Source organism: Streptomyces sp. NPDC051976 (assembly GCF_040680795.1).
In the GTDB taxonomy this organism is placed as follows: Bacteria; Actinomycetota; Actinomycetes; order Streptomycetales; family Streptomycetaceae; genus Actinacidiphila.
The window spans coordinates 68,039-86,115 of record NZ_JBFAXL010000042.1 but is presented as its reverse complement, the minus strand read 5'-3'; the positions used below and the strand labels follow the sequence as shown (position 1 = coordinate 86,115).

Annotated in this window: 11 protein-coding genes; 8 read left to right on the top strand and 3 right to left on the bottom strand. The window is 72.2% G+C overall.

Annotation, left to right across the window (positions count from 1 at the left end; all coding sequences use genetic code 11):
- Positions 1-87: 87 nt before the first annotated feature.
- The 3 genes from AB0M29_RS32145 to AB0M29_RS32135 are packed head-to-tail and all read right to left on the bottom strand — an operon-like array spanning position 88 to position 3,663.
- On the bottom strand, positions 88-2,394 hold the full coding sequence (locus AB0M29_RS32145; RefSeq protein ID WP_365389080.1) for an FtsX-like permease family protein: 2,307 nt from the start codon (positions 2,392-2,394) through the stop codon (positions 88-90).
- 4 nt (positions 2,395-2,398) lie between these two features.
- The gene (locus AB0M29_RS32140; protein ID WP_365389078.1) at positions 2,399-3,160 is read right to left on the bottom strand and encodes an ABC transporter ATP-binding protein; all 762 of its coding nucleotides are present in this window, start codon (positions 3,158-3,160) and stop codon (positions 2,399-2,401) included.
- Positions 3,157-3,663, bottom strand: a complete 507-nt coding sequence (locus tag AB0M29_RS32135) for a PadR family transcriptional regulator (protein WP_365389076.1) — start codon at positions 3,661-3,663, stop codon at positions 3,157-3,159. The genes AB0M29_RS32140 and AB0M29_RS32135 overlap by 4 nt, the downstream gene beginning before the upstream one ends.
- A 263-nt stretch (positions 3,664-3,926) precedes the next feature.
- Between AB0M29_RS32135 and AB0M29_RS32130 the strand changes: the two genes are divergently transcribed.
- From AB0M29_RS32130 to AB0M29_RS32095, 8 genes are all read left to right on the top strand, one after another.
- Entirely contained in the window at positions 3,927-5,123 is a 1,197-nt protein-coding gene (locus AB0M29_RS32130; RefSeq protein WP_365389090.1) for an ABC transporter substrate-binding protein, read from the top strand.
- Positions 5,124-5,433: 310 nt separating this feature from the next.
- Complete coding sequence (locus tag AB0M29_RS32125) at positions 5,434-7,158, top strand: glycoside hydrolase family 13 protein (RefSeq protein WP_365389073.1); 1,725 nt, start codon at positions 5,434-5,436, stop codon at positions 7,156-7,158.
- Positions 7,159-7,194: 36 nt separating this feature from the next.
- Complete coding sequence (locus AB0M29_RS32120) at positions 7,195-8,517, top strand: ABC transporter substrate-binding protein (protein WP_365389071.1); 1,323 nt, start codon at positions 7,195-7,197, stop codon at positions 8,515-8,517.
- Positions 8,518-8,526: 9 nt separating this feature from the next.
- Positions 8,527-9,894 (top strand): ABC transporter permease subunit, encoded by a 1,368-nt coding sequence (locus AB0M29_RS32115; protein ID WP_365389069.1) that lies wholly within the window; start codon positions 8,527-8,529, stop codon positions 9,892-9,894.
- Positions 9,891-10,751: a carbohydrate ABC transporter permease gene (locus tag AB0M29_RS32110; RefSeq protein WP_365389067.1), complete on the top strand. Its 861-nt coding sequence runs from the start codon at positions 9,891-9,893 to the stop codon at positions 10,749-10,751. Before AB0M29_RS32115 ends, AB0M29_RS32110 begins: the two co-directional genes overlap by 4 nt.
- Positions 10,752-10,944: 193 nt before the next feature.
- Positions 10,945-11,670 carry a hypothetical protein gene (locus tag AB0M29_RS32105; RefSeq protein ID WP_365389065.1) on the top strand — a complete coding sequence of 242 codons (726 nt, stop codon included), beginning with the start codon at positions 10,945-10,947 and terminating at the stop codon, positions 11,668-11,670.
- Between the two features lie 25 nt (positions 11,671-11,695).
- Positions 11,696-15,781, top strand: a complete 4,086-nt coding sequence (locus AB0M29_RS32100; protein WP_365389063.1) for an AAA family ATPase — start codon at positions 11,696-11,698, stop codon at positions 15,779-15,781.
- The gene (locus AB0M29_RS32095) at positions 15,778-18,051 is read left to right on the top strand and encodes a glycosyltransferase (RefSeq protein WP_365389060.1); all 2,274 of its coding nucleotides are present in this window, start codon (positions 15,778-15,780) and stop codon (positions 18,049-18,051) included. The genes AB0M29_RS32100 and AB0M29_RS32095 overlap by 4 nt, the downstream gene beginning before the upstream one ends.
- Positions 18,052-18,077: the final 26 nt, after the last annotated feature.

The following is an 18,077-nucleotide window of genomic DNA, read 5'->3' as shown; positions in this document are numbered from 1 at the left end:
GCGGCACGCGGCACGCGGCACGCGGCACGCGGCACGCGGCACGCGGCACGCGGCAGCGCCGCTTCCGTCATAGCCCGCCGCAGGCGGCTATTCGGCGTGGATCGCGTCCCGCCAGTCGCGTTCGCGGACCACCCGGGCGGCCAGGGGCAGGCTGACCAGGACCGCGCCCGCCACGGCCAGGGCGACGACGGCGAGCGCGACCGCGGGCGCCGGGGTGCGGGCGATGCCCGCGCCGACGCCGCTGGAGCGGCCCTGGAGGTCGATCAGCCAGTCCGAGACGACGCCACCGACCACCGTCCCGGTCACCGCGGCGGCCAGCACGATCAGCCCCACACTCGCCGTCATCGTCATGATCGTCTGGTGGGGTGTCAGCCCGACGGCCCGGTACGCCCCCAGGTCCCGCGAGTGGTCGCGGATCTCGGAGGCGACCGCGGTGAGGAGTTCGGCCAGGCCGATGAGGCCCAGGACGAGGATCAGGCCGACGATCACCCCGCGCGCCGGGGCCAGCGCCACCGCCGGGTTGGCGATGCTGCGTACCTCCAGCCGCCCGTGCGAGGCGGCGGCCAGATCGGCGCGGACGGTGTCGGCGCGCACGCCGTCGCGCAGTCGCAGGGTGTACGAGTCGGGCAGCACCGAGGCGTCCTGGGCGCGGAGGGTGTCGAAGGACGTGGAGATCACGACGCCCTCGTGGCCCGTCTCGATGCTGCGGCCGACGATGTGCAGGATGTGCGGGGTGCCGCCCACGGTGAGCCGGGTCCACTGGCCCACCGACAGATGGAGGGTGTCGAGCAGTCCCTGCCCGGCGACCGCCTCGTCGTCACCGCTGGGCGCCCGCCCTGAGGCGATGGCGTACGGATACGGCTGCGCCGCGGTCCCGACGCCGCGCAGGGTCACGGTGCCGGTCTGCCCCGGCGCGAGGGCGTCCAGTTCGACCTGCGGGTAGACGGCGGCGACACCCGGGGAGGCGGAGAGCAGCCGCTGGGCGGCGCCGTCGTCCAGCGAGGTGGGCCGGGCGGTCAGGGTGCCCGCGAGACCGACCCGGGTCGGCTCGTGCTCGAAGCGGTTCAGGGTGGCCCAGGTGCCGAGCGCCACGGTGATCATCAGCACCGACAGGGCGAGCCGCAGCGCGGTACCGGCCGACCGCACCGGGCGGTTGATCACCCCGCGCCACCCGAGGACCAGCGACGGCGGGGTACGCAGCCGCAGCGCGATCCGGGCGGCGCTGGACATCCGGCGCCTCCCCGCGGCCTGCACCCGGGCCAGCGGGACCGCGGGGAGCCGGCCGGCCCGCCACGCGGCCAGTACGGTGCCGCAGGCGATGACGAACACCGTGCCGAGCGAGGTCACCGGCAGCGACCAGGCGTGCTGCGGCAGTGTCTGCCAGAGGGAGACGGCCTCGCCGAGCACCCCCGGCACCAGCGGGCCGATCCACTCGGTGATCGCCGCACCGAGGAGCACGCCCACCACGGCCAGCGAGACATGCTGGACGAGGTAGGCCGCGACCACCTGGGCGGGCGTGAAGCCGATGGCCTTCAGGATCGAGATGTCCCGGCTCTGGGCCAGCACCCGGGTGCCCGCGGCGCCGGTGACGGCCAGCGCGGCGGCCAGCAGCGCGCCGAGGCCGAAGAACCCGATGAGCACGCCCAGCAGGTGGTTGTCCCCCTCGGCGTCGGTACGGGCGTCCCGCCAGGTGGAGACGTTCACGACCTGCGCGGCGCCGAGCACGGTCACGGCCCGCTGGACCACGAACTGCGTGTCGGCGGGGTTGGCCACCCGCAGGCCCATCGTCTGCCCCGGCTCACCGCTCCCGGTGCTCAGCGCCGCGACCACCGAGGGCGGCGCCCAGGCCGCGCCCGGGGTCTCCCCCGGTGCGTACGGCGACTCCGCGGTCTCCGCCACCCCCACCACCGGCAGCGACCGGTCCGTACCGCCGACCCGTACGGTCAGCGTGTCCCCCGGCCGGGCCCACAGGGCGGCGGCGACCGACTCCTCCAGGACCACGCCGTCGTCCGCGCGGCCGTCGAGCCAGCGGCCGTCGGTGAGCCGGGGGCGGCCCACGGTGGGCTCCTGCGACTGGGCGGCGCGCAGTTCCAGCGCGGCCTTGTCGACGCCGTGCAGCGCGGTGAGCGAGACCGTGCGGTACGGGCCCGCGGTGGCGGTGACCCCGTCGAGCGCGCTGAGGAACGCGGTGTCGGCGGTCGCGGTGGTCCGCAGCCACACATGGGCGCCCTGGGTCTCGGTGAACAGCCGCTGCCAGGGGTCGGCCGCGTAGGAGAGCAGGGAGACCGACAGCAGCAGGGCCACGGTGATCCCGACGGTGGCCAGCACGATCGACAGCGCCTGCCCTCGGTGGGTGCGCAGATCGGCTCCGGCCCAGCGGATGGCGGCACGCACCGGCTCAGCCCATCAGCTTCACGACGTGGGCGGCGGCCGCGGTGTGCGCGGGGCTGTCCTCGAACGAGGCGTCGTCGACGACCTCGCCGTCGAAGAGGGTGATCACCCGGTCCGCGGTGGCGGCCACGCTCGCGTCATGGGTGACCAGCAGGATCGTCTGGCCGCGGCGGTGGTAGCGGGCGAGCAGCCGCAGCACCTCGCGGGTGCCCTTGCTGTCGAGGCTGCCGGTGGGCTCGTCGGCGAGCAGCAGGCTGGGCTGGTTGATCAGTGCCCGGGCCAGCGCGACCCGCTGCCGCTCTCCGCCGGAGAGGTCGGCCGGGGTGCTCTCCTCGCGGCCCTCCAGGCCCAGTTCGGCCAGCAGTTCCTCCCGGGCGGCCCGCACCTGGCGCGGTGAGCGCCCGGCCAGCAGGCCCTGGAGTTCGATGTTGTCCGCGACGGTGAGGGTGGATATGAGGTTGAAGAGCTGGAAGACGATGCCGATATGGCGTCTTCGCAGCACCGCCCAGCGGGCCTCGCTCAGCCCGTCGACCCGGCGGCCGTCGAGCGTGATCGTCCCGCTGTCGGGGCGTACCAGCCCGCCGAGCAGGTGCAGCAGTGTGGACTTGCCCGCCCCCGACGGGCCGGTGACCGCGACGAACTCCCCCGGGCGGATGCTCAGGTCGACACCGCGGACGGCGCGGACCGCGCCGCCGCTGTCCTGCTGGTAGGTCTTGAGCAGTCTCTCGACGGCCACCGCCGCGGCCCCTGCGGGCTGTGCCTGCTTCATTCCAGTTCCTCCTGGCAGCGCTCCAGCCAGTCGAGGTCCGCCTGCAGATGGAGCAGCGCACCTTCGATGAGCAGTTGGGAGATACGGTTGTCCTGGTCTTCGGCGGCGGCCAGCCGGTTGAGCGCGCGCACCAGGTTGAGGTAGTGGCGGCGCTGCCGGTTGATCAGCCCTACGGCGTCCGCCATGCCCGTCTCCGGTGCCAGCGCGAGCTTCATGAAGAACTCGTCGCGCACCCGCGGCTCGTCGGACGCCTCCTCGAACCACGCGGCGACCGCCTCGTGGCCTGCCTGTGTGAGCTCGAAGATACGCTTGTTCGGCCGGTTGGACTGGTTCACGTCCTGGCCCGAGATGAGCCCCGACTTCTCCAGCCGCCCGAGGGTGACGTAGATCTGCCCGACGTTCGGCTGAGGATAGGCCGCCCCGAAGAGCTTCTCAAGGGACTGCTTGAGCTCGTACCCGTGCGCGGGCCCCTTGGCGAGAAGGGCCAGCAGAGGAAGGCGCACAGGACTCTCCTTACCGACTGTCCTCGCTTCTCCGGTCTACCTGCCCGTTAGAGGACCTCGGCATGACCGCGGGGGAAGCTCATAGTCTCTCATTCGCAGGCCGCGGGGGTTACCTTGCGCAGAGCCTGGTCTCCTCCATGCTCAACATGTATATATGACCTTCCGGGGTGTAGTACCCCATGCCTGGCACAGCCGGGGAGGATCGGATGGGGTGTGGTCGCGCCGCCGCGAGGTGGCTCGCCGTCGTGGCACTCCTTTTCGCCATGCCCGCGGGAGCGGTGGCCACCCCGGCCGCCACAACCAGTGACCGCGGTCCGATCACCTTCGTCACCGGCAAGGACCTGACCGGCTACCTGCAGCCGCTGCTCGACGGCTGGAACCGGGCGCACCCCGCGGAGCGGGTCACGCTCGTGCAGCTGCCGGAGGCGGCCGACGACGTGCACGCGCAGATGGTCGACAGCCTGCGCTCGGGCAGCGCGCGTTTCGACGTGCTCAACATCGACGTGGCCTGGACCTCGGAGTTCGCCGGTTCGGGCTGGATCGCCCCGGTCGACGGGCGCGGACTGCCGCTGGGCAGCCTGCTGCCGCACGTCCTGGACACCGCCACCTTCCGCGGCAGGCTGTACGCGGCCCCCTACGTCACCAACGCGGGCCTGCTGTACTACCGCAAGGACCTGCTGGCCCGGGCGGGCGTGCAACCGCCTCACACCTGGGCGGAGTTGGCGAAGGACGCCGCCACCATCGCGCCCCGGTACGGAGTGGGCGGCTACGCGGGGCAGTTGTTCCCGTACGAGGGGCTGACCGTCAACCTGTCCGAGGCCGTGCAGTCGGCGGGCGGCTCGATCCTCGCCGGCGACGGCGAGAAGGTGACCGTCGACTCCGACGCGGCGCGGCAGGGCCTGGACTTCCTGGTCAGCGGGGTCCGGCAGGGCTGGATCCCGAAGGCGGCGCTGACGTACAAGGAGGAGGAGTCCCGGGCGGCGTTCGAGCAGGGCAAGCTGCTCTTCCTGCGCAACTGGCCGTACGTGTACGACTCCGCGGGCGCCGCCGGGTCCAAGGTGGCGGGCCGGTTCGGCGTGGTGCCGCTGCCCGGGTCCAGTGTGCTGGGCGGCTCCAACCTGGCCGTGAACGCGCACTCCCGCCACCCGCGGACCGCCGCCGACCTGCTGGCGTACCTGATGAGCGAGCAGGCACAGCGCCAGGTGCTGGCCCGCGGCTCGCTGCCGCCGGTCCGCGCCGGGCTGTACACCGATCCCGCGCTGCTGCATGAGTTCCCCTATCTGCCGATCCTGCGGCAGAGCGTCGAGTCCGCGAAGCCGCGGCCCAAGAGCGCCCGCTACGACCAGGTGAGCCTGGCCGTGGCCGCGGTCACCAGCGACGCGCTGAACGGGCGGATCACGCCCGACCAGGCCATCGCCACGCTCAACCGCGACCTGCGGGAGATCGTCGCCGGACGCTGAGCGTCGGCGCCTCCCTGAGCTCATTCTAGTTACTTGTTAAGTAACTGACCCCCTCTTGCACGGCCCAATTTATGGCCCAAACCATGACAAATCAGGTCATGGATATGTCACGTTGCCGCAACCTGGTTGACATATGTCGAGCGCCGATACTTAACATGTAACTACGCAAGGCGGCGCTTCGACGCCAGCGTGCACCAGCGCAGACGCGGCCCCCACACGACGTCCCCGCGCACCTCCCGCGGCTCCCCGCAGCTCTCAGCCCCATCGCGCCCGACGTCGTTCGTGCGCCCGTGTGCATGGACGGTGAACGGTGTTCACGATTTCCCCGGCGGAAGAACCTCCCGGGTCGGCGACCGCGCCGCCCGGTGGCCGCGACCGCCCGTGGTGGCGCGACGCGGTGCTCTACCAGGTCTACGTCCGCAGCTTCCTGGACAGCACCGGCGACGGCGTGGGTGACCTCGCCGGGGTCCGGGTCGGCCTGCCCTACCTGCGCAAACTCGGCGTGGACGGCATCTGGCTGAGCCCCTTCTACCCCTCACCGCAGCACGACCACGGCTACGACGTGGCCGACTACCAGGACGTCGACCCGGTCTTCGGTGACCTCCAGGAGTTCGACGGGCTGGTCGCCGACGCGCACCGGCTGGGTCTGCGGACGGTCATCGACATCGTGCCGAACCACTGCTCGGCGGCCCACCCGTGGTTCACGGCCGCGCTGACCGGCGGTCCTGGCAGCCCGGAGCGGGCGATGTTCCACTTCGCCGACGGCCGCGGCCCCGGTGGCGACGAGCCGCCGAACAACTGGCGGGCGATGTTCGGCGGGCCCGCCTGGTCGCGGGTCACCGAGCCCGACGGCAGCCCCGGCCAGTGGTACCTCCACCTCTTCACGCCGGAGCAGCCCGACCTCAACTGGCGTGACCCGCGGGTGCCGCGCCACTTCGAGCAGGTGCTGCGGTTCTGGCTGGACCGCGGTGTCGACGGCTTCCGTATCGACGTGGCCGCCGGCCTCTTCAAGCACCCCGCGCTCCCCGACTCCACCGACCCCGAGGCCGACGAGCGCAGCCGCGACTCGGTCAACCCGCTGGCCTGGAACCAGCCCGAGGTGCACGGTGTCTGGCGCCGCTGGCGGGCGATCTGCGAGGAGTACACCGCGCGCGACGGCCGGGACCGGCTGCTGGTCGGCGAGGTGTCGGTGCCGACCGCCGCCGACCAGTCCCGCTACGTCCGCGCCGACGAACTGCACCAGGCGTTCTTCTTCCACCTGCTCAGCGCGCCGTGGAACGCCGGCGCCTTCCGCAAGACCATCGGCGAGGCGCTGCGCGACATCGCGGGCACCGGCTCGACCGTCACCTGGGTGCTCAACAACCACGACCAGGTGCGGACCGTGACCCGGTACGGCGGCGAGACCGGTGTCTTCGGTGCGACCAGGGCGCGCGCCGCGGCGCTGCTGATGCTGGCGCTGCCCGGAGCGGCGTATGTCTACCAGGGCGAGGAGCTCGGCCTGCCCGAGGTCGTCGACCTGCCGGACGAGGCGCTCACCGACCCCATCTTCCGCCGTACCGGCAGCCGCCGGTACGTCCGGGACGGCTGCCGGGTGCCGATGCCGTGGTCCGGGCACGCCTCGCCCTTCGGCTTCACCGCGCAGGGCAGCACCGCGCAGCCGTGGCTGCCGCAGCCCGCCTGGTTCGCCGAGCACACCACCGACCGGGCGCTCCAGGACACCGGGTCCTTCTGGCACCTCTACCGCGACGCCCTGATGCTGCGCGACAAGCTGCCGCAGCTCGGCGAGGGTTCGCTGACCTGGATCGACTCGCCGCCCGACGTGCTGGTCTTCGCCCGCGGCGACGGGCTGCTGTGCGCAGTCAACTTCGGCGAGGACCCGGTGCCCGCGCCGCTGCTCACCCTTCCGCTGCTCTCCAGCGGCCCCGTCCAGCCCGGCCTGCTGCCCGGCAACACCGCCGCCTGGTGGGCCACCGACTGCACCACTGTCACCGGCAACACCACCACCGCCACCGCCACGCCCACCCCGTCCGCCTGACCCGTCCCGCGTGACCCAGATGAGGGGAACTCTCCTATGAAGCACAAGCTCACCGCCGCCGCCACCCTGTGCGGGCTGGCCCTGGCCACCACCGCCTGCGGAGGAAGCGGCAAGTCCGACTCCACCGCCAAGCCGGGCGGCCAGGACCTCAAGGGACACACCATCACCGTCGCCGCGGTGTGGACCGGCGAGGAACAGCAGAACTTCATGAAGGTGCTGGACGCCTTCAGCAAGAAGACCGGCGCCAAGGTGCAGTACATGTCCACCGGTGACAACAACTCCACCGTCGTCGGCAGCAAGGTCGCGGGCGGCGACGCGCCGGACGTCGACATGGTGCCGCAGGTCGGCGTCCTCCAGCAGTTCGCGCAGAAGGGCTGGCTGCTGCCGCTGTCGCCCACCGCGACCGGCAGCGCGAGCGCCAACTACGCCAAGGCGTGGCGGGACTTCGGCACGGTGAACAACACCTACTACGGCCTGTACTTCAAGGCGTCCGACAAGTCGACCGTCTGGTACGACCCCAAGGCGCTGGACAACGCCGGGGTCACCCCGCCCAGCACCTACGCGCAGATGCTCACCGACGCCAAGACCGTCTCCGACTCCGGCACCGCCGCCTTCTCCATCGGCGGGCAGGACGGCTGGCCGCTGACCGACTGGTTCGAGAACATCTACCTCTCCCAGGCGGGCCCCGACAACTACGACAAGCTCGCCCACCACACGATCCCCTGGACCGACCCGACCGTGGTCAAGGCGCTCACCACGCTGGCCCAGCTCTTCGGGCAGGACTCGCTGATCGCCGGCGGCCGCACCGGCGCCCTGCACACCGACTTCCCCAAGTCGGTCCAGGAGGTCTTCGGTGACAGCCCGAAGGCGGCGATGACGTACGAGGGCGACTTCGTCAGCGGCAACATCACCGACCTGAAGAAGAAGGTCGGCACCGACGCCAAGTTCTTCCCCTTCCCCTCGGTGGACAACGGCCCCAAGCCGGTCGTCGGCGGCGGTGACGCCGCGGTCGTCCTCAAGGCGGGCAAGGACTCGGCGACGGCCATGCGGTTCGTCGAGTTCCTGGCCACGCCGGAGGCTGCGAGCGTGTGGGCGAAGGCGGGCGGTTTCCTCTCCCCCAACAAGCAGGTCGCGCCGTCGGCGTACACCGACCCCACACTGCGGCAGGCCGCGGCGTCCATCGTCGGCGCCGGTGACGGAGTCCGCTTCGACATGTCCGACCAGACGCCCGCGGCCTTCGGCGGCACGCAGGGCACCGGCGAGTGGAAGATCCTCCAGGACTTCCTGCGCGACCCGTCCAACCCGACCCGCACCGCAGCCCAGCTGGAAGCCGCCGCCGTCAAGGCGTACAAGGGCTGAGGCGCCGTCATGACCGCCGTACTCCCCACGTTGCCCTCACGGGCGGCGCCGACGCCGGTGTCCCGCCGGCGTCGGCGCCGGCGGCAGCGGACCATAGCCGTCCTCTTCGCCCTGCCCGCCCTCACCCTGGTCGGCGCGCTCGTCGGCTACCCCGTCGTCTACTCGGTCGTCCGCAGCCTGTTCGACGCCGGCGGCGGCAAGTTCGTCGGCATCGACAACTACCGCGAGCTGTTCGACGACCCGTCGACCCGCACCGCCCTGCGCAACACCGCGGTCTGGGTGCTGGTCGTCCCCGCCCTGCTGACCGGTGTCGGGCTGATCCTGGCCGTCCTCACCCACCGGGTGCGCTGGGCGACCGCGTTCAAGCTCGTGGTCTTCATGCCGATGGCGGTCTCCTTCCTGGCCGCCGGGATCACCTTCCGGCTGGTCTACGACCAGGACCCGCACCAGGGCGTGCTGAACGCGATCGCCGTCGAGGCCCACGACACCTTCGCGGGCAGCTCCCCGTACCCGGCCGCGCGTCCGCGCGACACCAAGGTGCTGCACAGGACCAGCGGCGGCGGCTACACCACCGTCGGCGCCGCGAGTCCCGGCGACACCGTGGCCCTCGGGCTGGTCGGACTGCCGCCCAAGGACGTGCCCAAGAGCGCGCGGCACGCCGCCGATCCCGCCTCCCTGGCGCGGCCCGGCGACATCACGGGCACGGTCTTCCTGGACTTCGTCCCCGGCGGGGGCGGCACGCCCGACAAGGTCGACCCGCAGGAGCACGGGCTGCCGGGTGTCACCGTCAAGCTGACGCAGAGCAACGGCAGCGGTGGCACGCACACCGTGGCCAGCGCCAAGTCCGCGCCGGACGGCTCCTTCCGCTTCTCCGGCCTGCCGTCCGGCAGTTACCGGGTGGAGCTGCCCGCGAAGAACTTCGCGCAGCCGTACGGGGGCGTCTCCTGGCTGGGCCCCGCGCTCGTCACGCCCGCCATCATGGCCGCCTACCTGTGGATCTGGACCGGCTTCGCGATGGTGCTGATCGGCGCCGGGCTGTCCGCGCTGCCGACCGAGACGCTGGAGGCCGCCAGGATCGACGGCGCCAACGAGTGGCAGCTCTTCCGCAGGATCACCGTCCCGCTGCTCACCCCGGTGCTGAGCGTCGTCTTCGTCACCCTCGTCATCAACGTGATGAAGGTGTTCGACCTCGTCTACATCATCGCCCCGGGCCCGGTGCAGCAGAACGCCAACGTACTGGCCCTGCAGATGTGGCTGGTGTCGTTCGGCGGCGGCAACAACCAGGGGCTGGGCAGCGCGATCGGTGTGGTCTTGCTGCTGCTCGTGGTCCCCGCGATGGTCCTCAACATCCGACGCTTCCGCAGGAGCGGCTCATGACCGGTCGAACCCGCAGCAGCCGGGGCCTGACACGCCTGCTGGGCAGCGGCATCACCCAGGCCCTGCTGGTGGTCGTCGCCCTCGTCTGGCTCACGCCCACCGTCGGCCTGTTCATCTCCTCGCTGCGCCCGTCGGGGGACAACGCCGACAGCGGCTGGTGGACGGCGCTGAGCCACCCGGGCAGCCTCGGCTTCAGCAACTACTCGCACCTGCTGGACGACAGCAGCATCACGCAGTCGTTCTGGAACACGGTGATGATCTCGGTGCCGACCACCTTCGCGGTGGTCGTGCTGGCCGCACTCGCCGGATACGCCTTCGCCTGGCTCCGGTTCCCCGGCCGCGACTGGATCTTCCTGGTGGTCGTGGGCCTGCTCGTGGTGCCGCTGCAGGTCGGTCTGCTGCCGGTGGCCAAGCTGTTCGGCACGCTCGGCATCTTCGGCTCGATCACCGGCGTGGTGCTCTTCCACGTCGCGTACGGACTGCCCTTCGCCGTCTTCCTGCTGCGCAACTACTTCGCGGAGATCCCGCGGGAGATGCTGGAAGCGGCGCGCATGGACGGCGGCAGCGAGTGGACGATCTTCCTGCGGGTGGTGCTCCCGGTCGGCCGCCCGGCACTGGCGAGCCTGGCGATCTTCCAGTTCCTCTGGGTCTGGAACGACCTGCTGGTCGGACTGATCTTCGCCGACAGCGGCTCGCAGCCGCTGACGGTGGCCCTCCAGTCCCAGATGCGGCAGTTCGGCTCGAACATCGACATCCTCGCGCCGGGCGCCTTCCTCTCCCTGCTCGTCCCGCTGGCGGTCTTCTTCGCCTTCCAACGGCACTTCGTCGAGGGGGTGATGGCGGGGTCGGTCAAGTGACCCCGGGGCGCGCACCGCACACGCCGCCCTCCACAGACCCGGGCTTCCGCCCGGTATCCGCGGGCCCCGGCCCCTCCCGCTTCCGGGGCCCGCGGCGCTGATCCGGTACGGGGGCCGGACCGGCCCGCGCGGATGGCAGACTGGCGCCCGGCCCGGGCTGCGTCCGCCCGGCGGACGGCGCAGGGGGGCGATCATGTCGGTGATCGTGAACATCGTGATCGGGCTGGCGACCAGCGTCATCAGCGGCGGTCTGGTCTGGCTCTGGGAACGCGGCAAGCGGGGGCGGGCCCTCGCCCGCAAGGCCCGCTTCTTCGGCACGGAACCCGGCCGTCCCTGCCTGATCGTCATGAACAGCAAGCACGACTCCCCGCGCAGCGCCGCCCACCAGGACGTCCAGGCGATGATCGAGATCGCCACCCTGGCGGGTGAGTTGGGCTGCGAGGTCTCCGTGACCTCCAGCGACGAGTTCCAGGGCAGCAACGGCGACCGCACCGAGTTCTGCGTCGGCGGCCCGCTCGGCGGCTCCAACCTCCGCACCGGCGGCCACCTCGCCGCCTACGTCCCCGGGGTCGCCATCCACCCCTATGGCACCGGCCCCGACAGCGTCGCGTTCACCGTCGGCGGGCGGACGTACCGCTACCGGCGCGGCGACCAGGAATACGCACTTGTCGTGAAGTTCCGCCCCACAGAGGCCACCGCCTCCGTCATCCTGATCTGCGGGCAGAGCGCGACGGCCAACCGCGCGGCGATCGCCTTCCTCAAGCGCGCCCACCGCGAGCTGAGGGAGTCCGTCGCCTCGGTCGACCGCTTCTGCCTGGTGATCAAGGTCGCGGGCATCGCCACCTACGGTCACCTGGGCACGAGCCTCGAACGCGACGAGTCCGAGGCGGCGTTCACGCCGGCCGCGCGGGCCGACTGACGCGAGGGAGGGGCAAGGGGGGCTGGTGCACGCGGTGTTATGGGCGGGTCCGACGATGACCGTCCTGATCTTTGTCACGGTCGTGTTACTGGCGGTCGGCTCCATCCTCGGCCGCAGGCTGGCGCGGATCGCCGAGGCCGAGCGGGCGGTCGCGCGGCAGATCATCGACGACCGGCGCGCGCTGGGCATCCGGTCCCGGCGCCTGGAGGCGGAGGACTACCTCGGACTGACGCTGGAACCCCGGTACGAGGCCGCGTACCGGCCGGGCGCCGACCGGCCCCCGCGGATGACGGTGGATCCCGTCGACATACTGCTCCCGGCGCGCGGCGGGGTGCTGGTCGTCCTGGGGGCGCCGGGATCCGGCAAGAGCAGTCTGCTGCGCCATGTCGCGCGCACCCTCGGCAGGCGGGCGCTGGGCACCACCCGCCGCCCGATCCCCCTGCTGCTCGACCTTCCGGCGCACGCCCAGGAGATCGTCCACGGCGCGAGGACACGGTTCACCGACGTCGCCACCCACACACCCTGGACCCGGGCTTTCCGCGCATCCCTCCGGGTGAGCCGACTGCTCGTCAGGACCCCGTGCGTGGTGCTGGTGGACGGCATCGACGACATCCCCGACGAGAACGACCGCGCCCGGGTCGTCGGCTGGCTCCGGCGGGAGATCGCCGCGCACCCCCGCTACACCTGGGTGATCGTCTCCCGCCGGATCCGCGACCCCACGGGCGGCTTGCCCGACGCCGCGGTCGTCCGGATCAGTCCGCTGACGGCGGCGCAGATCGACACCTACGTCCAGCGCGAGATCGTCTCCCATGCCTCACCCGAGGGTGCCGCGACGACCGTCGACGAGTGGCTCGCGAGCGTCGCCGCGCCGGCGCTGGACCGGATGATGCGCCAGGAGCCGCTCCGGGACCTGACGTCCAATCCGTTGATGCTCAGCGTCGTCGTGGACGCCTTCACCCGCCGCCGGAGCGTGCTTCCGTCGATGTCCGAGGTCTACCGCGAGATCCTGGACGAGCTCCTGGAGCGGCGGCAGCGCGCCGCGTGGTCGTCGGAACGCGGCGCCCTCCATCCCAGCGAGAGCCGCCGCCGCGCCCAACTGATCGCCCTCGCGATGATGGAGCAGAGACACACCGTGGCCCGGGGGATCGAGATCCCCGTCAGATGGGACATCGTCGACTCCATGATCGCCAGCGGCGTCCTGGTGGAGCCGGAGCCCGGGCTGGTGGCCTTCGCTCACCGGAGCATGCAGGAGTACCTGGCAGCCGAGCAGATCCGGCTGGAGAGCGGCTCGGTGCGTACGCTCACCGAACGCATCGAGGATCCGTTCTGGCGGCAGACCATCCTCTTCTGGGCGGCGCAGTCCGACGCGAGCCCGGTGGTCGAGGCATGCCTCGACCTGGGTACCGAGCGGGCGCTCGAACTGGCCGAGAGATGCGTCGAGGTGAGCCGCGTCGACGTCGGGCTGCGGCAGGCGCTGCTGCGCGAGCTCGAACATTCGGCGGGGCGCGCGGGAGTGCGGACCTTCCTGGGCGGCACGTCCCCGCTCTCGGCCTACATCGAGGACCGGTACGCCGAGCCGGCCCGTGCCCGGCTGAGGCGGGTGGACGACGGGGTGCCGCTGATTCCGAGCGACATCGACGAGGTCCTGCGCGAGGCCGGTGCGTTCACGGATCCGTCGGGAGGGCGGTGGCCGCAGGAGGAGGCGGAGGCGTACCTGTCGGCGGCAGTGCTCGCCACCGCGCTGGGGCGGGACCAGGAGGCGAGTCGCCACCGCTTCCGGGGACTGATCGCGCTCGCGCTGCGGATGAACCGGCAGAACCAGGACTCCGCCCGTGACCTGTGCCTGGCCGCCCTGGCCTGCCTGGACCGGCAGGAGCGCCACCTGGCGGAGGCGGCTCTGGCCGTCTCGGTCCATCTGCGGATGCCGCGGCCCGGCCCGTCGGAGCACCGCAGTTACGCGGCCCGCGTCACCCGCGAGGCGCTGCTGGTGCACGCGGACCGGCACCGCCACGACCCGGCGGCCTTCGAGGCGCTCGTGCCGCTGCTGGCCACCAGCGAGGACGCCGCCGGGCTGATCCAGCAGTGCCTGCGCGACGATCCGTATCTGGGCGACATCGAGCGGGCGTTCCTGCGCATGGACGGCTCCGGCGCGCAGACCACTGCCGACGCGTGGACCGCCCGGGTGGAGGACTGGCGGCGGACGCGGCGCGACATCGCGCAGCGGCTGGCCGGGCTGGCCCGGCTCGACCTGGAGCAGGAGGCGCTGCGCCAGGCCGACGAGCGGCTGGCCGGGAGTTGGGAGATGGCGCCCTTCCCGCTTGCGGCGGACGTGGAGGTCCTGCGCCGCGCGGTGGCGGCGCTGCGGTCGTCCCTGGACCTGTGGCGGTTCGAACCGAAGGACGCGGCGCTGCGGACGGCCGAGCGGTTCGCGGAGGATCTGCGGGCCGCGGTCGCGGGGGCGCCCACCGCGCTGGGCGTGGAGCTGGTCGAACCGGCCGCCGTACGGATCGGTGAACTGGCCCGCACCGCCCGGCAGCGGCTCGCGAAGGCGCAGGCGCCGCTGCCCGAGGTGGCGCCCGCGCTGCCGTCGGCGCGGCTGCGCGGCAGCACCGTGACCGTCCAGCTCCGGGTGAGCAACGCGGAGGGCCGCGCGCCGGTCGAGTCGGGCTGGCTGGACGTCGGCGCCGATCCGGCCCGCCTGGAGCCCGCGTCCCAGCGCGTCGACCTGCCGGTGGCGGTACGCGGCGGGAGCGACACGACCGTCCTCGTACGGTTCTCGCTCGCGGACGACGGCGGTGACCGCTCCGACGTCGGCCTGACGGTGACGCTGCATCACCAGCCGCGCGGTCGCCCCACCGCCGCCGAGCCGTGGGCGCTGACGCTGCCGGTGGACCGCGACTTCACACCTGTCGATCCCAACCCCTTCTCGGACGGCGCCACCGGCCGGCCGGTGGACGACCCGAGCATGTTCTACGGTCGCGACGAGCTGGTCGAGCGGATCCGCGCGCGGCTGCGGGACGCCCCCTCTCCCGGTGTGGGCGTGGCCGTCGTCGGGCAGAAACGCGCGGGCAAGTCGTCCATCCGCCTCCAACTCGCCCGCAGGCTGAGCGAGGAGGAGGGACTGCCCGTGGTGGACGTGCACAACCTCGCCGAGCTGGAGCCGCCGCGGACCGGGGACGCCGACCGGCAACTGCTGGGCGCGCTGCTGTGGCGCATCCTGGAGGGCGCGCAGCGGACCCTCGCGCCCGGCAGCCCGCCGCTGCTGCCGCCCGGCCTCGACCGGCAGGCGCTGATCGCGAGCCCCGACCCGGTCTTCGACTTCGGTGACCTTTTCGGCCGCCACCGCGAGGCGGCGCCGCAGCGGCCGCCGTGGGTGGTGTTCATCGACGAGTTCCAGCACCTGGAGGAGTGGGTGCGCGACGGGCTGCTGTCGCCGTCCTTCATGCGGGCGTTCAAGGCGATCGTCGAGCGCCGCCTGTTCCATCTCGTGCTGGTCGGCCACTCCGACGTGGAGCGCCTCATCGCGGCCGACCCCAACGCGTTCGGTGTCTTCGGCATCGAGCGGGTCACCTACCTCGACGGCAAGGGCGCCCGCGCGCTGATCGAGGAGCCGGTGCCGCTGCCGGAGCCGGTGGCGGGCGGGGTGAGCCGTTACGCGGGCCACGCGGTCGACGACATCGTCCGGCTGAGCGGCGGCAATCCGTTCTACATCCAGCGGCTCTGCTCCGGTCTGGTCGCCCATATGAACACCGAGCACGCCGCCCGGGTCACCGAGGCGGACGTGCGCGTGGTGGCGGACCGGCTGGTGGGCACCCTGAAGGAGGCCGACTTCGACAACCTGGAGTCGCCGGGCACCATGGACGCCGCCTGGACCGCGGACGACGTACGGGCGGTGCTCGCGGCGGTGGCGCACGCGTGCGACGGCTCGCCCGCCCCGGCGACCCGGTCCGACATCGACCGCCACTACACCGGCTACCTCCCGCAGGCTCTGCTGGACGACCTGACCGCACGCGAGATCATCACCCGCCAGGGGAACGGCTTCCGGATCGTCGTCGGCCTGTACGAGGCATGGCTGCGGCGCTACTACGGCCCGTCGGAGAGGACAGAGTGAACGCACCGAACCCGTACCGGTTCGTCGGAGGTCCGCCGCCCACCGGGGAGCACTTCGTCGAGCGGCCCGAGCTGACCCGGCGGATCACGCAGGTGTGGCGTCGGCCGGGACGGCCGGGGAATCTCAGCGTCATCGGGTCCTACCGGGCCGGCAAGACCAGCCTGGTCCATCACGCGCTGCGGGGAGTCGACCGCGACGACCTGGGTGTGGTCCAGATCAGCATGGGTGCCCAGCCCTCGATGTCCCACCTCTTCCACACGCTCGTCCGTGAGGTGATCGGCGTCTTCCCGCACGTCCCCGCGCTGGGTGAGCTGTACCGGCCGATGCGGGAGACACGTGACTGGTTCGAGCTGCACAGCCACGTCACCGCGTTCTTCACCGAACTCGCCCGCCGGGACCTCCATGTACTGATCGTGCTCGACGAGTTCGACCACGCCCCGCTCGTGGCCGCCGACCTGTCGGGGTTCCGGCTGCTGCGGACGCTCGCCGGCGAGGCCGCGTACAAGGTCGGCCTGATGACCGTCTCGCGGCGACGGGTCATGCAGATCGAGACGACGGCCACCGGCGATTCCAGGCTCGACCAGGTCATGACCGATCGCCTCTACGTCGGGGCGTTCACCGCGGCCGAGGCGGGAGAACTGGTGGACCGCGCCCGCGAGGCGGAGGTCGACCTGAGCGCCGTGGTCCCTGACCTCTACGCCCTGTCCGGGCTGCACCCCTATCTGCTGGGCCGGTTGTGCCACCGGGTCATGGCGCACTACCAGCAGACCGGTGTGCTCGACGTGGCCGCCGCGGTCGGCAAGGAGGCGGCCGCCTTCCACAGCCACTTCACCCTGGTGACCGACTCGATCGACGAGGAGGACACACCGCCACGCGGCGCGGACCTCCTGCGCGAACTGGCGAGCGGTGCGCGGGTCCACGGGAACTCGCAGGAACTCGACCGGCTCGTCGAGCTGGGCATCGTGACCCGCAACGGAACCGATCTGCGGCTGCTCTCCAGGGAGTTCGCGGACTTCGCGCGGGACCCGGACGGCTACCGCAGCGGTGACCGGGAGCGTACGACGCCCTACCGCTGCACCGCGCTGGTCGTCGCCACCGAGTGGGGCTCCGCGCACGGCGGCCTGAGCACCTTCAACCAGCGGCTGTGCGTGGCACTCGCGGCCGAGGGGGTCCGGGTGTTCTGCATGGTGCTGGAGGCGACCGGGGACGAGCGCGAGGAGGCCGCCGGGCAGGGGGTGACCCTGCTGCACCGTCCGCAGGTGGTCGGGGAGGGCGCGCACAGCCGGCTGAGCCGGCTGCCGGAGGAGCTTCGCGGCGTGACCCTCGACATGGTGATCGGGCACGGCCGTATCACCGGATACCCCGCGTCCGTGCTGGCCGAGGACTACTTCGGCGACCCGAAGCCGAAGCGCCTGCACTTCGTCCACATGGACCCGGACGAGATCGAGTGGCACAAGCCCGACGGCGACAACGACGCGGTGGAGACCGCCGAGCACCGCAAGCGAATCGAGGTGCAGCTGGGCCGGACCGCGCACCGGATGGTCGCCGTCGGCCCGCGGCTGCACGACACCTACACCAGCGCCATGCCCCGCCGTACCGACCGCGACCCGCTGCGGTTCGACCCCGGGTTCGACATGGCCGACCCCAGCCCGCGCAAGATCCCCGGCGGCAGCCCGGTCTCGGTGCTGGTGATGGGGCGGATGGAGGACGCGCACCTCAAGGGGGTGGACCTGGCGGCGCGGGCGTGCGGCATCGTGGCGGGCTGGCGCAAGGAGAAGAATCTGCGCCGGATCGAGCTGGTGGTCCGCGGGCTGCCCAAGGACGACGCGACGGCGCAGGTGGCGCGGCTCAGGGAGTGGGCGGGCAGTCCGCTGCTCTCGATCCTGCCCCGGCACTACACCACGGACGCGGAGACCCTGGCCGACGACATGGAGCGGGCGAGCCTGCTGCTGATGCCGTCGCGCGGCGAGGGCTTCGGCCTCGCGGGCCTCGAGGCGATCGTGGCGGGCACGCCCGCGCTGATCAGTGACGTCAGCGGACTCGGCGAACTGCTCAGGAAGCGGCTCACCCCGGAGCGGGCCGCCCAGGTGCTCGTCCCCGTCACCAACGACTTCGACCACGACGTCAAGGAATGGGCGAGGGCCATCGACCGGATGCTGCTGGGCATCGAAGCGGAGTTCCCGGCGGCGCAGCGGATGCGGGAGGGTCTGGCCGCCACCCACACCTGGGCCGCGTCGGCGGACGCGCTCCTGACGGCCCTGGGTTTCTGACAGCTCCGGGATTCCGGCAGCTCCAG

Excerpts from the sequence above, each read along its gene's own strand:
- AB0M29_RS32110 (WP_365389067.1), top strand. The coding sequence starts at position 9,891 with ATGACCGGTCGAACCCGCAGCAGCCGGGGCCTGACACGCCTGCTGGGC.
- AB0M29_RS32130 (WP_365389090.1), top strand. The coding sequence starts at position 3,927 with ATGCCCGCGGGAGCGGTGGCCACCCCGGCCGCCACAACCAGTGACCGC.
- AB0M29_RS32140 (WP_365389078.1), bottom strand. The coding sequence starts at position 3,160 with ATGAAGCAGGCACAGCCCGCAGGGGCCGCGGCGGTGGCCGTCGAGAGA.
- AB0M29_RS32105 (WP_365389065.1), top strand. The coding sequence starts at position 10,945 with ATGTCGGTGATCGTGAACATCGTGATCGGGCTGGCGACCAGCGTCATC.
- AB0M29_RS32120 (WP_365389071.1), top strand. The coding sequence starts at position 7,195 with ATGAAGCACAAGCTCACCGCCGCCGCCACCCTGTGCGGGCTGGCCCTG.
- AB0M29_RS32115 (WP_365389069.1), top strand. The coding sequence starts at position 8,527 with ATGACCGCCGTACTCCCCACGTTGCCCTCACGGGCGGCGCCGACGCCG.